This is a genomic window from Pseudomonas ovata (genome assembly GCF_003131185.1).
Taxonomy (GTDB): Bacteria; Pseudomonadota; Gammaproteobacteria; order Pseudomonadales; family Pseudomonadaceae; genus Aquipseudomonas; species Aquipseudomonas ovata.
In genome coordinates this window covers 1-14,802 of the sequence record NZ_QFFU01000007.1, presented here as the reverse complement: position 1 = coordinate 14,802, position 14,802 = coordinate 1, and the positions used below count along the sequence as shown (strand labels likewise).

At 56.1% G+C, this 14,802-nt stretch carries 17 protein-coding genes; 7 read left to right on the top strand and 10 right to left on the bottom strand.

Annotation, left to right across the window (positions count from 1 at the left end; translation table 11 throughout):
* Positions 1–278: 278 nt before the first annotated feature.
* Genes DGA31_RS11705 through DGA31_RS11695 form a run of 3 tightly spaced genes read left to right on the top strand, consistent with a single transcriptional unit; the run spans position 279 to position 3,520 of the window.
* On the top strand, positions 279–1,688 hold the full coding sequence (locus tag DGA31_RS11705; protein WP_056840227.1) for a circularly permuted type 2 ATP-grasp protein: 1,410 nt from the start codon (positions 279–281) through the stop codon (positions 1,686–1,688).
* A gap of 12 nt (positions 1,689–1,700) precedes the next feature.
* Entirely contained in the window at positions 1,701–2,660 is a 960-nt protein-coding gene (locus DGA31_RS11700) for an alpha-E domain-containing protein (protein ID WP_056840226.1), read from the top strand.
* Positions 2,657–3,520, top strand: a complete 864-nt coding sequence (locus DGA31_RS11695) for a transglutaminase family protein (protein WP_056840225.1) — start codon at positions 2,657–2,659, stop codon at positions 3,518–3,520. Before DGA31_RS11700 ends, DGA31_RS11695 begins: the two co-directional genes overlap by 4 nt.
* A 61-nt stretch (positions 3,521–3,581) precedes the next feature.
* On the opposite strand, the gene DGA31_RS11690 is transcribed toward DGA31_RS11695, so the two are convergent.
* Entirely contained in the window at positions 3,582–3,953 is a 372-nt protein-coding gene (locus DGA31_RS11690; protein ID WP_109512639.1) for a rhodanese-like domain-containing protein, read from the bottom strand.
* A gap of 60 nt (positions 3,954–4,013) precedes the next feature.
* Positions 4,014–4,253, bottom strand: coding sequence for a hypothetical protein (locus DGA31_RS29985; protein ID WP_162241267.1), 240 nt, complete (start codon positions 4,251–4,253; stop codon positions 4,014–4,016).
* Positions 4,254–4,630: 377 nt separating this feature from the next.
* On the opposite strand from DGA31_RS29985, the gene DGA31_RS11680 reads away from it, so the two are divergent.
* Positions 4,631–5,380, top strand: a complete 750-nt coding sequence (locus tag DGA31_RS11680) for an amidotransferase (RefSeq protein WP_056840223.1) — start codon at positions 4,631–4,633, stop codon at positions 5,378–5,380.
* On the opposite strand, the gene DGA31_RS11675 is transcribed toward DGA31_RS11680, so the two are convergent.
* The 3 genes from DGA31_RS11675 to DGA31_RS11665 all read right to left on the bottom strand — a co-directional run bounded on the left by DGA31_RS11675 (position 5,358) and on the right by DGA31_RS11665 (position 7,573).
* Complete coding sequence (locus tag DGA31_RS11675; RefSeq protein WP_109512638.1) at positions 5,358–6,329, bottom strand: magnesium and cobalt transport protein CorA; 972 nt, start codon at positions 6,327–6,329, stop codon at positions 5,358–5,360. The two genes, DGA31_RS11680 and DGA31_RS11675, sit on opposite strands and share 23 nt — an antisense overlap.
* A gap of 133 nt (positions 6,330–6,462) precedes the next feature.
* A complete protein-coding gene (locus DGA31_RS11670; protein WP_056840221.1) occupies positions 6,463–7,152 on the bottom strand; it encodes a crotonase/enoyl-CoA hydratase family protein in 690 nt (229 codons plus the stop codon).
* 127 nt (positions 7,153–7,279) lie between these two features.
* Positions 7,280–7,573, bottom strand: a complete 294-nt coding sequence (locus tag DGA31_RS11665) for a DUF6388 family protein (protein WP_056840220.1) — start codon at positions 7,571–7,573, stop codon at positions 7,280–7,282.
* A 216-nt stretch (positions 7,574–7,789) separates the two neighbouring features.
* On the opposite strand from DGA31_RS11665, the gene DGA31_RS29980 reads away from it, so the two are divergent.
* The gene (locus tag DGA31_RS29980; RefSeq protein ID WP_193551499.1) at positions 7,790–7,954 is read left to right on the top strand and encodes a DUF6021 family protein; all 165 of its coding nucleotides are present in this window, start codon (positions 7,790–7,792) and stop codon (positions 7,952–7,954) included.
* A gap of 3 nt (positions 7,955–7,957) precedes the next feature.
* On the opposite strand, the gene DGA31_RS11660 is transcribed toward DGA31_RS29980, so the two are convergent.
* The 3 genes from DGA31_RS11660 to DGA31_RS11650 form a co-directional block, all read right to left on the bottom strand.
* Positions 7,958–8,326, bottom strand: a complete 369-nt coding sequence (locus DGA31_RS11660; RefSeq protein ID WP_109512637.1) for a c-type cytochrome — start codon at positions 8,324–8,326, stop codon at positions 7,958–7,960.
* A 503-nt stretch (positions 8,327–8,829) separates the two neighbouring features.
* Positions 8,830–10,128, bottom strand: a complete 1,299-nt coding sequence (locus DGA31_RS11655; protein WP_109512636.1) for a sensor histidine kinase — start codon at positions 10,126–10,128, stop codon at positions 8,830–8,832.
* A gap of 101 nt (positions 10,129–10,229) precedes the next feature.
* Complete coding sequence (locus DGA31_RS11650) at positions 10,230–10,577, bottom strand: hypothetical protein (RefSeq protein WP_109512635.1); 348 nt, start codon at positions 10,575–10,577, stop codon at positions 10,230–10,232.
* A gap of 985 nt (positions 10,578–11,562) precedes the next feature.
* On the opposite strand from DGA31_RS11650, the gene DGA31_RS29595 reads away from it, so the two are divergent.
* Positions 11,563–13,032, top strand: coding sequence for a hypothetical protein (locus DGA31_RS29595; RefSeq protein WP_152035022.1), 1,470 nt, complete (start codon positions 11,563–11,565; stop codon positions 13,030–13,032).
* Positions 13,033–13,170: 138 nt separating this feature from the next.
* Complete coding sequence (locus DGA31_RS29590) at positions 13,171–13,770, top strand: hypothetical protein (RefSeq protein WP_152035021.1); 600 nt, start codon at positions 13,171–13,173, stop codon at positions 13,768–13,770.
* Positions 13,771–13,862: 92 nt separating this feature from the next.
* Here DGA31_RS29590 and DGA31_RS11640 read toward each other — a convergent pair whose 3' ends face one another.
* Both DGA31_RS11640 and DGA31_RS11635 read right to left on the bottom strand, forming a co-directional pair.
* Complete coding sequence (locus tag DGA31_RS11640) at positions 13,863–14,255, bottom strand: hypothetical protein (protein ID WP_109512633.1); 393 nt, start codon at positions 14,253–14,255, stop codon at positions 13,863–13,865.
* 79 nt (positions 14,256–14,334) lie between these two features.
* A partial coding sequence (locus DGA31_RS11635) for an IS66 family transposase (RefSeq protein WP_152035020.1) occupies positions 14,335–14,802 on the bottom strand: 468 nt, incomplete at its 5' end.

Genomic DNA, 14,802 nt, shown 5'->3' with positions numbered 1-14,802 from the left:
ACAGAATCGGTCGGGGAGGGCCGATGCCTTCTGTAGTTGCGTAGGGCAATTATGGCGAACTAATGGCCACCCCGATAATCAACTCTCTCTATGCGGGTCATAGATTCTACGTGCGCAATGCCTGCGAATGAGGCGTCCGTGAATCTTCAGGCCGGTTTGTGCACAGGGATGGTGCGTTAAATGTCTTGCTCATTCGTAAATAATTGATAACAAAGGGTTTATGCCGGTGGCACGAGGCTTGCGAAGGCCTGTGTGCCCTGGGTGACAAGGAGTACGGCATGATCCGCACCTTTTATGATGAGATGTACGATGCTGGCGGCCTGGTTCGCCCGCATTACCGGGAATTTGCCCGTTGGCTGGGGGACGCGCCGCCAGAGCTGCTGGCTCAACGGCGCCGTGAGGCCGATTTGTTGTTTCATCGCGCCGGTATTACTTTCACGCTCTATGGGGACGAGCAGGGCACCGAAAGGTTGATTCCCTTCGATACGATTCCGCGCAGCATTCCGGCCAGTGAATGGCGGATTGTCGAGCGCGGCTGCATTCAGCGCGTCAAGGCGCTGAACATGTTTCTCGCTGACCTGTACCACGACCAGCGCATCATCAAGGCTGGTATCGTTCCGGCCGAGCAGGTGCTGGCCAATGATCAGTATCAGTTGGCCATGCAGGGCCTGGATCTGCACCGGGACCTGTACTCGCACATCTCCGGGGTTGACCTGGTCCGTGATGCCGACGGCACCTATTACGTGCTCGAAGACAACCTGCGCACGCCCAGCGGTGTGAGCTACATGCTCGAAGACCGCAAGATGATGATGCGGCTGTTCCCTGAGCTGTTTGCCGCGCAGCGCATTGCGCCGATCGACCACTACCCGAACCTGCTGCTCGACACCCTGAAAAGTTCGAGCCCGCTGGATAATCCCAGTGTCGTGGTGCTGACGCCGGGACGCTTCAACAGTGCGTTTTTCGAGCATGCCTTTCTGGCGCGGGAAATGGGCGTCGAGCTGGTTGAAGGCGCTGACCTGTTCGTGCGCGACGACCGGGTGTTCATGCGCACCACCTCCGGCCCGAAGCCGGTGGATGTGATCTACCGGCGCCTGGACGATGCCTTCCTCGACCCACTGGCATTCAAGCCCGATTCGATGCTCGGGGTGCCGGGCCTGCTATCGGCCTACCGCAGCGGCAATGTGGTGCTGGCCAACGCCATCGGCACCGGTGTGGCAGACGACAAATCGGTCTATCCGTTCGTGACCGACATGATCCGCTTCTACCTGGATGAAGAGCCGATCCTGAAGAACGTGCCGACCTGGCAATGCCGCAAGCCGGCCGAGCTGTCTCATGTGCTGGCCAATCTCAAGGACCTGGTGGTCAAGGAAACCCAGGGCTCCGGCGGCTACGGCATGCTGGTCGGTCCGGCTTCCACGGCTGCCGAAATCGAAGCCTTCCGCGCGCGCCTGATTGCCAAGCCGCACGCTTACATTGCCCAACCTACGTTGTCCCTGTCGACCTGTCCGACCTTCGTCGAGAACGGCATCGCCCCGCGACACATCGACCTCCGTCCATTTGTCCTGTCCGGCCGCGAAACCCGCGTGGTACCCGGCGGGCTCACCCGGGTGGCCTTGCGTGAAGGCTCGCTGGTGGTGAACTCGTCCCAGGGTGGCGGTACCAAGGACACCTGGGTGGTCGAGGATTAAGGATGCCTGCCTATGCTTAGTAGAACTGCCTCAGACCTGTTCTGGATGTCGCGTTACCTGGAGCGGGTCGAGAACCTCGCGCGGATGCTTGACGTGAGTTATTCCCTGTCGTTGATGCCCCAGGATGGACGCGGCGACGGGCTGGATGAAATCGCCATGCCGTTGTTGATCACCGGCACCCTGGACGCCTATGTCGAGCGCCATGGCGCCTTGCATGCCGAGCGCATGCTGCATTTCTTTGCGCTGGACGCCAGCAATCCGGCCAGCATCTACAGCTGCCTGGGCGCGGCGCGCAGTTGCGCCCACGCGGTGCGCGGGCGCATCACCGCCGACATCTGGGAGAACATCAATTCCACCTGGCTGGAGATTCGCGGCATTGCCCAGCAAGGGCTGACCCGCTATGGGTTGAGTCGCTTCTGTGAATGGGTCAAGGAGCGCTCGCACCTGTTCCGCGGCGCCACCTACGGCACCATCATGCGCAACGATGCCTTCCGCTTCATTCGGCTGGGCACCTTCATCGAGCGCAGCGACAACACCCTGCGCATGCTTGATGCCCGCTACGACATGCTTGAGCTGCGTGGTTCGGATGCCAATGCCGCCGCCGACAACTCCGCCGCCGGCTATTACCAGTGGAGCGCCTTGCTGCGTGCGCTTTCCTGTTTCGAGGCCTACACCGAACTGTACCGCGACGCGCCGGATGCGCGGCATGTGTCCGAACTGCTGTTGTTGCGTGCCGATACGCCACGCTCGTTGCTGGCTTGCCTGGAGGAGATCGACGAGATCCTCACCAGCCTGCCCGGCGACAACGGCCGTCCGGCCCAGCGCCTGGCGGCAGAGCTGCATGCGCGCTTGCGTTTTACCGGCATCGACGAGGTGCTCGATGCCGGGCTGCATGAATGGTTGAACGGCTTCCTGCCACTGGTGGCCCGACTGGGCGATGCCATTCACACATCTTATCTGGAGGCTGCATGAGACTTTCCATTAGCCACGAGACCAGCTACTGCTACGAAGCCCAGGTCCGCGCCAGCATCCAGTATTTGCGCCTGACACCTCACGACAGCGAGCGCCAGACGATCCTCAGCTGGCAGTTGAGCCTGCCGCGCCCGGTGCGCGCCCAGATCGACCCGTATGGCAACATCCTGCATGTGCTGACCCTGGACGAGCCGCATGAAGCCATCAAGATCAGTGCGCGCGGCCAGGTCGAAATCGACCCCGACCGCGAGTGCGAGCACGAAAGCCAGTCGCCGTTGCCGTTTCTGCGCACCACGCACCTGACCGAGGCGGACGCCGCGTTGCGTGAGTTTGCCGCCAGCCAGAGCCAGCAGCGCACGAACCGGGACGGGTTGATCGACCTGATGCACGCCCTGAACCAGCACATGATCTACACGCCGGGGGCCACCGAGGTCGACACCACCGCTGCCAAGGCCTTTGCCGGCCGCAGTGGCGTGTGTCAGGACCATACCCACGCATTCCTGGCATGCGCGCGCAGCCTGGGGGTGCCGGCGCGTTATGTGTCGGGTTACCTGTGCAGTGAAGACAGCGACCATCTGTCCAGCCATGCCTGGGCCGAAGCCTGGATCGATGATGCCTGGTACAGCTTCGATGTGACCAATCAATTGGCGATGCCGGAGCGCCACCTGAAAGTGGCCGTCGGCCTGGACTACCTGGATGCTTGTCCGGTACGCGGTATGCGCCGTGGTGGCGGCTTCGAGCAGATGCATGCGCGGGTCGTGGTCGAACCGGCAGAGCCTGCCCCTGTGCAAAAGCAGACTCAGTCGCAAACCCAGGTTCAGATTCCAGCGCAGAAACAGTCACAGAAGCAGCATCAGTAAACGCCGGGCAGGCCGGGGGCATGATCCCTGGCCTGTCAGCCTTGTTCGCGTGCGGTGCAGGTCATTCGGCAGGATCGTCGGTAGTGTCGTAGAGGGCGTTGTGCAGCTCTTCGTAGTTACCGCCGTTGATCACGCTGAAATAACCGGCATTGCGCAACTTGTCCTGGGCGCGACTGGCTTTTTCATCGCTGCTGGAAAAAACCACGAAAGCCGAATTGCGATCGTTGAGCACCAGTTTCATCTGGTTGACCAGGCGCCGATCATCGACGCGCACCGCATTCAATACGGTGCCGGCGTCGTACTCGATCTGACTGCGTACATCCACGGCAAGTTTGCCTTCCTTGAGCGCGATCACGGCCCCGGCCTGGTCGACCACGCCGGCCTGTGCCACCACGCTGCAGCCCAGCAAGGCAAGCGCTATCCATTGACGCATGCACCGATCTCCTTGATCACCTGCAAAGAACCGGTGGCGCGCCATGGCGCGTTGCATGCCTCAACCGAACAGACGACTCAGGTTCGGTACGATCAACACCAGTATGGTTGCAAACAGGATAATCCCCGCCTGACGAAATTTCGAATCATTGAGCATGGCTGACTGCCTTTTGTTGTTATTCCCGAGCGACATCAGCCAACCGGCTTCCTGTCTGGAATCGGCGGGCTGGCAAAGGGTGAAGCCATCAGCAGGTGGCACGGCTGGTGATCGGGCCGGTTGTGGCAGCGCTATGAAAATCATTTATTGCGCCCCTGCCCAGATACAGATTTAACCTTAGAGGCCTTGTTTCATAAGGCTTAGAACCCTTTGGTATCTAAAGCTGCTGGCTAATCTCAAAAAATTATCAGCGCGTACTTTTTGCCTTGCTGACCCCTTGACTAGACGCCTTGACTGCAACGTACACCTGTCTGACCGTTCGTCAGTCAGCATTGTCAGAATGTGACTTGCTACACAGGGTTTACAGGGTGGCGCAAAAGCCAGAGGCAAACAGGCTTGCCTGCGACAGTGCTTTGTCTGTGAGCGCAGCCGGGGCCGATGCCCTGCACCTTGATTTGCGAGGGTTATCAGGGCAGGCTTGGCGCGTCATTTACCCTCCCTTACCGTTTCAGGTCTTTTTCATGTCGTTACGTATCTGCATCCTGGAAACCGATGTGCTGCGTCCAGAACTGGTCGAGCCGTATCAGAGCTATGGCCGCATGTTCGAGCGGCTGTTTGCCAGTCAGCCGATCGAAGCGCAGTTCGTTATCTACAACGTCATGCAAGGGGATTATCCGGCCGAAGACGAGCGCTTCGACGCGTGGCTGGTGACCGGTAGCAAGGCCGACTCGTTTGGCAGCGATCCCTGGATTCAGGTGCTCAAGGCCTACCTGCTCAAGCTCTATGAGCGTGGTGAAAAACTGTTGGGCGTCTGCTTCGGCCATCAGTTGCTGGCCCTGTTGCTCGGTGGCCAGACCGAACGGGCCAATGGCGGTTGGGGTGTGGGTATCCACCACTATCGTCTGCAGGCCGCGGCGCCCTGGATGACACCGAACCTGGATGACCTGACGTTGCTGATCAGCCATCAGGACCAGGTTACGCGCCTGCCGGAAAACGCCACAGTCATTGCGTCCAGTGACTTCTGCCCGTTTGCGGCCTACCACATCAATGACCAGGTGCTGTGCTTCCAGGGGCACCCGGAATTCATCCATGACTATTCAAGGGCGCTGATGCACATTCGCCAGGAATCATTGGGCGAAGCGTTGTACCGCACGGCGCTGGCCAGCCTGGAGCATGACCACCATGGCACCACGGTGGCCGAATGGATGATGCGTTTTGTGGCCTACAAGCCTGAGCTGGCCGTTGATTCTATAGCCAGCCTGAGCGCTTGAAACTTGCAAACAGCGCCGCACAGCCGCCAACGATAACGCCCATTACCATGAAGTAGCCGTAATGCCACTTCAGCTCCGGCATGTTCTCGAAGTTCATGCCGTAGATACCGGCGATGGCGGTAGGGAAAGCCAGGATCGCCGCCCAGGCGGCGAACTTGCGCTGCACCAGGCTTTGCCGCGATGACTCCAGCAACAAACCGATCTCGATGGTCTGGCTGGCGATGTCGCGCAGGTTGGCGATGTCTTCCATCTGCCGTTTGACGTGGATTTCGACATCGCGAAAGTAGGGGCGCATATTCTTGTCGATGAATGGGAAGTCGAGTTTTTGCAACTCCTCGCCCACCTCGACCATTGGCGCCAGGTAGCGCCACAGGCGCAGCAGGTCGCGCCGCAGGCTGTGGATGCGATGAATGTGCGAATCGCTCATGACGCCCCCAAGCACGCTTTGCTCCAGCGCTTCAAGCTCGGTATGAATGGCCTCGGTCACCGGCTGGTAGTTCTCGGTCACGAAATCCAGCAAGGCGTACAGCACGAAATCCTCACCGTGCTCGAGCAGCAGCGGCCGCGCCTCACAGCGCTGCCTGACCACGCTGTAGGACTTGGAGTGACCGTTGCGTGAAGTGATGACGTAGCCCTTGCCGGCAAAGATATGGGTTTCGACGAACAGCAGCCGGCCTTCTTCCCGGATCGGCGCATACGTGACGATGAACAGGGCGTCACCGAAGGTTTCCAGCTTGGGCCGGCTGTGCACCTCCAGGGCGTCCTCGATGGCCAGCTCATGCAGGTTGAATTGCCTTTTCAGGCTGGCCAGTTCGTGCGGGTCGGGCTGTTCCAGGCCGATCCAGACAAAGTGGCCGGGTTTGGCCGCCCAGTCCGCGCCTTCATCCAGCGTGATATTGCTGACTTTGCGACCTGCACTGTAAACCGCTGCTGCCACGACTCGGCCCATACGTATATCGCTTCTTCCAGAGGGTCTCGGCGCCAGGGAGGTCTGTACGCCCGTTGATCAGATTGTGGCGCCGGTCATGAGTTCGGGTGGGCACCTCTAAATACTGGAGCTGTTCACCCTGTGAGGGCAGGCCTTATATCAGCCGCTGGCGGTCTTTTTCGATGGCGGCATCCAGGGTGTGCAGCAAGGCGTCACGGACCTTGAGCTTGGTCTGCGCGTGGGCCTTCATGTTGAGCTTTTGCAGGTGGGCAGCGACCTGGCGGGCTGTCTCGTGCAGCGCCTGGCTGTCAACCACCTGATCGAGAAAGCCGGCTTGCAGCGCCTGCTGCGGGTTGAACAGTTCGGCGTTGATGACCGCCCGGTTGAAGGCCGACTTGCGCAACCGGTCACGTGCCAGCTCGATGCCGGCATGATGCATGGTCATGCCGATCTGGACTTCGTTGAGGCCGATATTGAAAGCCCCTTCGACGCCGATCCGGTAATCGGCCGACAGCAGCAGGAACGCGCCCTTGGCAATGGCATGCCCTGGGCAGGCGACCACGATGGGGAAGGGATGGGCCAGCATGCGCCGTGCCAGGGTCGAGCCCTGTGCAACCAGGTCGATGGCGGCCTGGGGGCCTGAGGTCATGACCTTGAGGTCATAGCCACCCGAGAGGATGCCCGGCTGCCCGGTGAGAATCACCACGGCACGGTCCTGCACAGCCTGGTCGAGCGCTGCATCGAGGGCGTCAAGCACCGCCGGTGACAGGGCGTTGACCTTGCCGTTGTTCAGGGTCAGCGTGGCGATGCCGTCTTGCAGGTGATACGAGACCAGGTCGGTCATGGCGCAATTCCTTGTGATCGTGAGCGAGCGCAGACGTTAACCATCCGGCGCAGGCAGGTAAAGAACTGACTCACCGGTCATGACCCGCCTGGCGAGCCATGTCTGCAAGGTGTTCTCAAGGGCGCTCTTAAGGTTCGATATCGTTGAAGCCGCAATACTCTTCCCACTCCATGCCCAAGGCTTCGGCCACCTGGCGGTGCGCTTCCAGGCGCATGCTCTTGAGCTGCTCGGGAGACTCTGCGATCAGTTCAAGCGCCAGCTCCCAGGGCTCGATGCCCTGTTCTTCAGCGCTGTCTTCAAATGCCCATTGCACTTGCTGTTGCTGTTCCTTGGCACTGAGCTGGCTGATCTCATCCTTGAGCGTGGGATGGTTCGCCAGGTATTTGCTCAGGGCGGCTTGATGCCATTGATCCAGGTTCATTACGGGGCTCCTCACAGGCGGCCGGATGCGCAGGCGCGAATCGCGGCGGGCATTGAAAAGGCGCCATTATCAACGACGGACGCCGTCTGGCAAGACTGTTGAGCAGAGGATGGCTATGCCATGGCGCCGGCACCGTTCGTCTGTCCATGGTGCACCTTCGTCTCTGGAGCGGTTCCCATTTGGCACAGAGGTTTTATTCCTGTCACGGAGGTGCATATGACTGCTACAAGACCCCAAGACCAGAAAAAGGGTGACGTGGGCTTTGATCCTGAATCGCCGGATCTCGAGGACCCGCAAGTTGATCCGACAGAACCTGCCAAAACCCCTGAGAAAGAGTCACCGAAGGGCGATTACCCGCCCTATGACCAGCCAGAGAAATAAGCCTTACGGGTTGGCCTGCAAATACTCGAGCAGGTCTTCCATGCGCTGATCATTGCCAATCCACCACAGCTTCATACGGGTGCCCGGAATGACGCCATCCGGATCCTTGACGAAGCGCGCGATGTTTTCACGGCTCCAGACAATGCCTGAAGCGTGCAAAGCATCGGTGTACTTGTAGTCATCGGTCTGCCCCGCCTTGCGGTCTATGACGCCATTGAGCTGAGGGCCGAAGGCTGCGCGTGCGGCCGGGCCTATCTTGTGGCAGCCCGAGCACAGTCGCTTGTACACCGCCTGTCCTGATTCAACATCACCCGCGCCATGGGCGATGCCGGTCAACAGCAGGGTCAGCACAAGCAAGAGGGTGTTCTTCATCGGTACTTATCGGACGTTGGGGCGGGTAGGCATGCTAACCCAGGCATACGAACAGGAGAATGGCCTGCGCCGGTGCAGGCCCTGAAGGTCATTGAAAAGCGTCTGGTTTCAGGTCCTTGATGCCGGACTGTATCCCGCCGCGATCCGGTCCAGATCACCCCAGGGCAAGGTGTAAGGTTCTACGCACCGGCATCCCTTCATATGGATGAAAGAGGATGTCTTCTCGGCTTCAAGCTGATGGGCCCGACAGGACCTGCATATCACGATGCCGCGGTCGATCTGCCAAAGCGAATGCCACTTCAATAATCGTTCTGAGCTGCTCATTGGCCAGTACCGTTCCTGCGGCGATCGTTCGCCTTACAGAGCATGGACCGTTTTCAGACCAATAATGTTCAGAAATAAAACCTGTCGGGAGCCGAATGAAGGTAATACATAGCCTTCATTGGCGTTATTCAGTGAATGCGGGATCGATCCAGACCGTGAAATGACAGGCACTGCCGTGGCTATTCTTTGATGTGCCCCAGCGCCTTGAGGTACAAGGTGACCGTCGTACCTGCGCCAGGTGCGGTTCGCAGCCTGACGGCACCGCCTGCGGTTTCGGCAAACTCGCGCACCTGGGACAAGCCAAGACCTGTGCCTTTTCCTCGTTCCTTGGTGGTGAAAAAAGGCTCGAAGATTTTATGGGCAAGATCAGCAGGCATGCCGGGTCCGTCGTCGGTAACGCTGAGCGCCAGATAATCGCCTGCGGACAGCGAAACGTCATCCTCGACAAACGCCAGGCGGGTGGCGATACGGACACGGCCCGCAGCGCCCATGGCATCGCGTGCATTGCTCAGCAGGTTCAGCATCGCGGCATTCAGTTGCGCCTCTTCGCAGAGCACCACCGTGTTGGGGGCCAGCAAATCGAACGTCAGCTTGACCCTGTCTGTGGCTGCCCTCGACAACACACCACGCATCGCATCGATACGGGCACTGACGTCGATACAGACCAGATTAGGACTGTCCTGGCGGACACTGGCCAGCAGATGGCCCACAAGCTGACGGCCCTGGTCGACCGCTTGCAATCCGGTGTCGCTGAAGCGCTCGACATCTTCCGGCCGCCTCGCCCGCAAACGGATCATCTGCAAACTGGCGCTCAGCGCCTGCAGGATATTGTTGAAGTCATGCGCAATGCTGGCCGTCACCATCCCCAGCGACGACACGCGTTTGGCATGATTGAGGGATTGTTCGGTCAATTGGTTAAGAGCCTTGGCCTGGGCGAGTTCCTTTTCCAGCCGCTCTGCCCGATGCTCTCGTTGATCCCGAAGCAAGCGCAGTTGCAACAGCGAGGCGGTCTGCCGAGCCAGTGCCTGCAATGCGCTCTGCTGCGCGTCCGTCAGCGTTCTGGGCCTGGTATCGATGACACAGACCGTGCCCAGCGCATGGCCCCGGTCGTCGATAATCGGAGCGCCGGCATAAAAACGAATATAAGGCGGGCCGAGCACCAGCGCGCTTTCCTGGAAGCGTGCATCCAGCCGTGCGTCTTCGACCATCAGGACATCGGTCGGCGCCAGAATGGCATGCGCGCAAAACGCCAGGTCACGGTGCGTTTCCCTGGCGTCCAGCCCAACGCACGCCTTGAACCACTGGCGCTCCCGGTCCACCAGCGAGACCAGCGCGATAGGGGTGTCGCACAGCGCGCTGGCGAGCATCACGATATCGTCGAATTCTGCCTCGGGTGCCGAGTCCAAGACCCTCAAATGTTCCAGCGAAAGGGCTCTTTCATCCTCGTTCGAGGGGAAGGGGGCGGGGCTGTGGGACATCGGTACACCCATCAGGACGAAGAAAAAGCCGAGCGATGATGCTGTTTGCAGCGTTCGCGCAGCAAGGGATTGTTTGTATCCGCCACCGTAAGCGAGGCGAATCAGCCGTAGACGTTGTCTTCCTGGGCCTTTTCGATGAACAGGTCCTGCAAGTCGCCCTCGATTGCCTCGCCATTCATGCTCAGCGTGAACTCACCTTCCAGATCATTGGGGAAATGAACGCCATCCAGTGTTCCCAGGATCACGGACGCACTGTCTGCCATCACGATCTTGAGAAAATCAATGACCTCCATTCTTTGCGAGTCGTTCAATGACGCCAGCGCATTTCGTGCCTTGCCATAGGCATCCTGCTGGTTGTCGGCAGGTTGGGTGAGTGACGTCTTGTAGTGCAGGAAGTTTTCTTCGAACAACTCGCAGAACAGGGCGTCTACGAATTTCTTGTCATTCATGGGCTGTGTTCCGGATTTTTGGGGGGCTGGAGGACGGGATGGCTGGCGGCCTGCTCATCAGGTATTGGCAGAGCCTAGGGATGGGGGCGGTGCAGGCGGGTAGGCCGCGGTGCAAAGGCGCTATTTCGGCCTTGAACGAAGCCCGGGCTCAAACGCCAGAAACAAAAAAGCCCTGAAATCTTATCGAAATCAGGGCTTTCTTGTTTGCCTAATATGGCGGTGAAAGAGGGATTCGAACCTGCCTGCACTCTATTTCAGCAAGCCCAACCCCCCGTTTTACGTGGCCTGTAGGCAGATTGTGAGCATGAGTCTGATCCCCATGGCCGTCCCCGTGAGTGATAGCGCGCCGTGAGAGAGCCAGACGAGAAACAGGCCAAATAGGGGGTGAAATTGAAAATTCAGGTTGAGGGTCTGAGGTAGGTAATAAAGGTCAGGTTTTTTTCTATATCTCTACAACCCAATAAAACCAAGGGTTTCAGAGAATCCTGAAAGGTATTTTTTTAGTCGGCTCAGGTATTTTTGGGTCAGTCGGGAAAGGTCTGTCGGTATTTTTTTAAGTCATTGATTTATAAGTATTTTATTTTTAATGACCTAGATAAATACTTTTCCCGACCTATTCCAGGTCAGCCCTGAAAGCCACGGCCTGTAAGGGCTTGAGTGCTACTGACTACCCGTCCTGACTTTCCTGACCATGTTTCGCAGGGTCTCCTGAACTTGTGTTTTTTCAGACAGTATTCCTGGGCTCTCCTTCGCATCGTCAGCGGTGTTGGTCCAGGTGATTTTGTGCAAAGCATGAAAACCGCTGCAGCCCTTGTGTGGCTTGACTCTCAGGCTTTATTGTCACTATCCCCGCATACGGTTTGGCGCTCTCTTTTAGAGTCGTGCCGATTTTGAAAACTGCACCTTTCGCCGGTTTTCCAATTTTTCACCCACGCGGGCCGGGCCTTCCAGGAATTGACCCACCGGCGCCGGCCTGTAGCGCGCTGTGCAACGCGATGACATTTTTCTGCAAAACCTTGCACGCTGTGCAATAGCCGCTTCTCTGCGCAACCCCACGGCCGGCGTGGGCTGGAGCATCGGTTGCACCACACCTCGGGTTTGCACAAAAAAGGGACACAAAGCCCGTCGGCGGGAGGGGGATAAGTGTTTTTATTGCAGTTTTTTTTTTCGAGAGGTAAATTTAAAAAAACTGAAAAAGTTGCTTGATATGGAAATAAATAATTTGGAAGGGAAAAGTTGCTTGTACTGTAAAAAACAGCGGCCTTTCAGTGATGAGCATGTCATGTCCGTTGGCTTGGGGGGAGATGATGATAGATATGTTTTGCAAGATGTCGTATGCAAATTCTGTAATTCCGTAACATTCTCTAAGCTTGAGCTGGTGCTTATGAGAGAGTCCTTGATAGGTTTGGCTCGTTGGCAAAGCCAAAGATTTGGAAGAGATAAAGCGCCGGTTAAATATCATGCCGATAATACTGTTCTTATAGATAGTGTTAACGGGGTTTTGTTAGAGGCGGTTTTTGCTTCCGAAGGGGCGTTTAAAGTACTTCCGCAAGCAATTTTTGTTGGTGGAGATGTTATTGTATACTCTGCGGCTAACTCGCGTGAATTCGTTAGCTTTCTGAAGGTTGCAAACTCTCTGGTTCAGAAGGGGGAGTTTTTTACTGTTGAGAAAGATAAGAGTGGCATCAAACCAAAATTTGTTGTTAGTTCTTATAGGCTAGATGGCGGTCGTGCTGAGCTTTTGGATGTTACAAATCACCTCCAACCCCCTAAAGAAAAGGGGCTGTGGCTTGAAATTGTGCCGGATTTGGTATGTGAGAATATTCCATACCATAACCGGTTTTATCAGCGCTCTCGTGGCAATATAGTCCTAATTAAAAAGGATTCTGACGAGATTGGTAGCATCTTGGCATTGCTAATGTCTGATATTCCAAAACGCTTGATAGAAATAGAGAAGGCATCTGAGGAAGAAGTAGTAGGAGGGAAGATACATTCTCGCTCCATGTGGAATGCAGAGTGTGATCGCGCCATAGCTAAAATTGGGATGAATTTTGTAATTCATCAAATGGGGGAGAGATACGCTCGCCATAAAAATTTTAATAGAATAAAGTCAGCTATCCTTACTGGAGAGCCAAGTATTCCGCTTAGTTTTATTCCAGATAAAATGATATCTGAAATTATGTCTTTTGCTCCCCCTGATAATCATATAGTTTTTGTGGTTACTGGGAAGGTTGGGAGAAAAAAACCATATGCTCATGTTTTCTTTAGATTTTACGGTTTGGGTGTCAACTCTGTGTCTTTAGCAGGAAAAGTAACTCCAGAGGACTATGATGGAACAATTTATTTAATAAATTACAAGGAGAATTTCATTTCTAGGTTTTCATTAAGGGAGTATGTTCTAAATTATAACTCTGGTCTGATGAAAGTCATGGTTGAACACGGATATATGGGGTAGTCTTTTGCTTTTGCGGTTGGCAGTGGTTGGTTTATTGGTGCTGGAGTCTAGGGTTTTCTTCCTGTCCTGAGTGAAAGCCGATACCAGGTATCTGGCATCGGCTGTTTATGAACTATTAAAAAATACAAAGTGAGTGAAATGGCTGAGAATTTTTCAGAAAGATATAAGTGGCCTTGGTTGTTAATTTTCATTTATATTATTGTTGTTATAGGGGCTTATGTTATACAGTTTCATGATCATGAGTTTTCTCTTGATCCATCTGAGTGGGGGACGTTAGGTGATTATTTTGGAGGTTTGCTAAACCCCTTGGCATCATTAATGGCTCTTTACTTTTTGATTAAAACTTATTTATCGCAAAAAGAAGAGCTTGCAGCGACAAAAAATGCTCTACAAGAAAGTGCAAGACAACAGGGTATCTCTGCAAGTGCGCAGGAGAACCTAGCAATCCTTCAAGAGAAAAGCCTTGTTGCCTCTGAAAAACTTATGATTGCTCAGGTAACTGGTTTGGAAATTACATCTATGTACGAGGATATAAGGTTTTGGTGTTTAGAAATGGATAAGTGTACTGTTGCAATGGGTAATAATCGCGCTACGTTTGACTTGCATGGCAAAAATCTGTTCACGGATGAAGATATTAAGCATTATAGAATGCAATGTTTAAATCGTGTTCTAAAAATTCAAGATGAAATAACTACGGTCAGGGCCGGTCTAGCAAAATATAAGGCCCCAGCTCAATGAGCTTGATTTGGTGTTGTGAGAGCGATGAGTGATAGAAAAGCCCGCACATGGCGGGCTTGAGAGCTGAAATCTGTAGTCGTTATGCAGCTCTGTCAGCTCTTGTTCCACTGCACACTCTGCATTGCCACTGCTGGCAGCGCTCCGGCCGTGACGGCCTTGAAAATCCCGGTGTTCTCATTGGCGTACGGGGTGAATACGATCTCTCCCGTCACGTTCTGGACGGCTCCGGCGAACTTCGACGCGGTGCCCATCCCCAGGGTCGCGCCTTCGCCATAGGCGTTGGCGGTCGGGTCATACCAGCCGACCTTGTCATAGGTGTTCGGCGCAAACACCACACGACCATCGGGCGCCAGGGCGCCGCCACGGAACTTGGCGCCGGCAACCGGGGCTGGCACGGTGTACAGCGTGTTCGACCTCCAGCGGTAGATCGCGATGTTGGCGGCCGTGTAAGGCACGCACACCACGTCACCGTTGGCCAGCTTCACAGAGCCGTGATAGGCCGCCGTGGTGAGACCGGTCGTAAGCGCTCCATAAACCCCATTTGGCTAAAGATGGATAAAGCGCTTAGCTGTGAAGTCGAGGCTCGCAGTTCCACGGCAGCAAGGCTTCGTAATCCTCTACCGATGTCGCCGTTGGCAAACGTTCAAGTGCCTGGCGCAGCCACGCATAGGGCTCCTGGCCGTTGGCTTTGGCAGTCTCAACCAGGCTGTACAGTTGAGCACTGGCCGTCGCGCCTTTGGGCGTGTCGCTAAACAGCCAGTTCTTTCTTCCGATCACGAAGGGGCGGATCGCGCGTTCTGCCGCGTTGTTGTCCATCGGCAAATACCCTTCCTCGACGTATCGCTCCAGCTTGCTCCAGTTACTTGTGAGGTAACTGATGGCTTTGCCCAGAGCATTCTGAGCGGTGACCTGGGGCTGCGTCTTTTCGATCCAGCTTTTCAACTGAGCCAGTATCGGCAGGCTATGTTCGTGACGGCCGTTTTTACGGTCAGCATCGCTACTGGCCTTCAAGTCGCGCTCGATGCCGTAAAG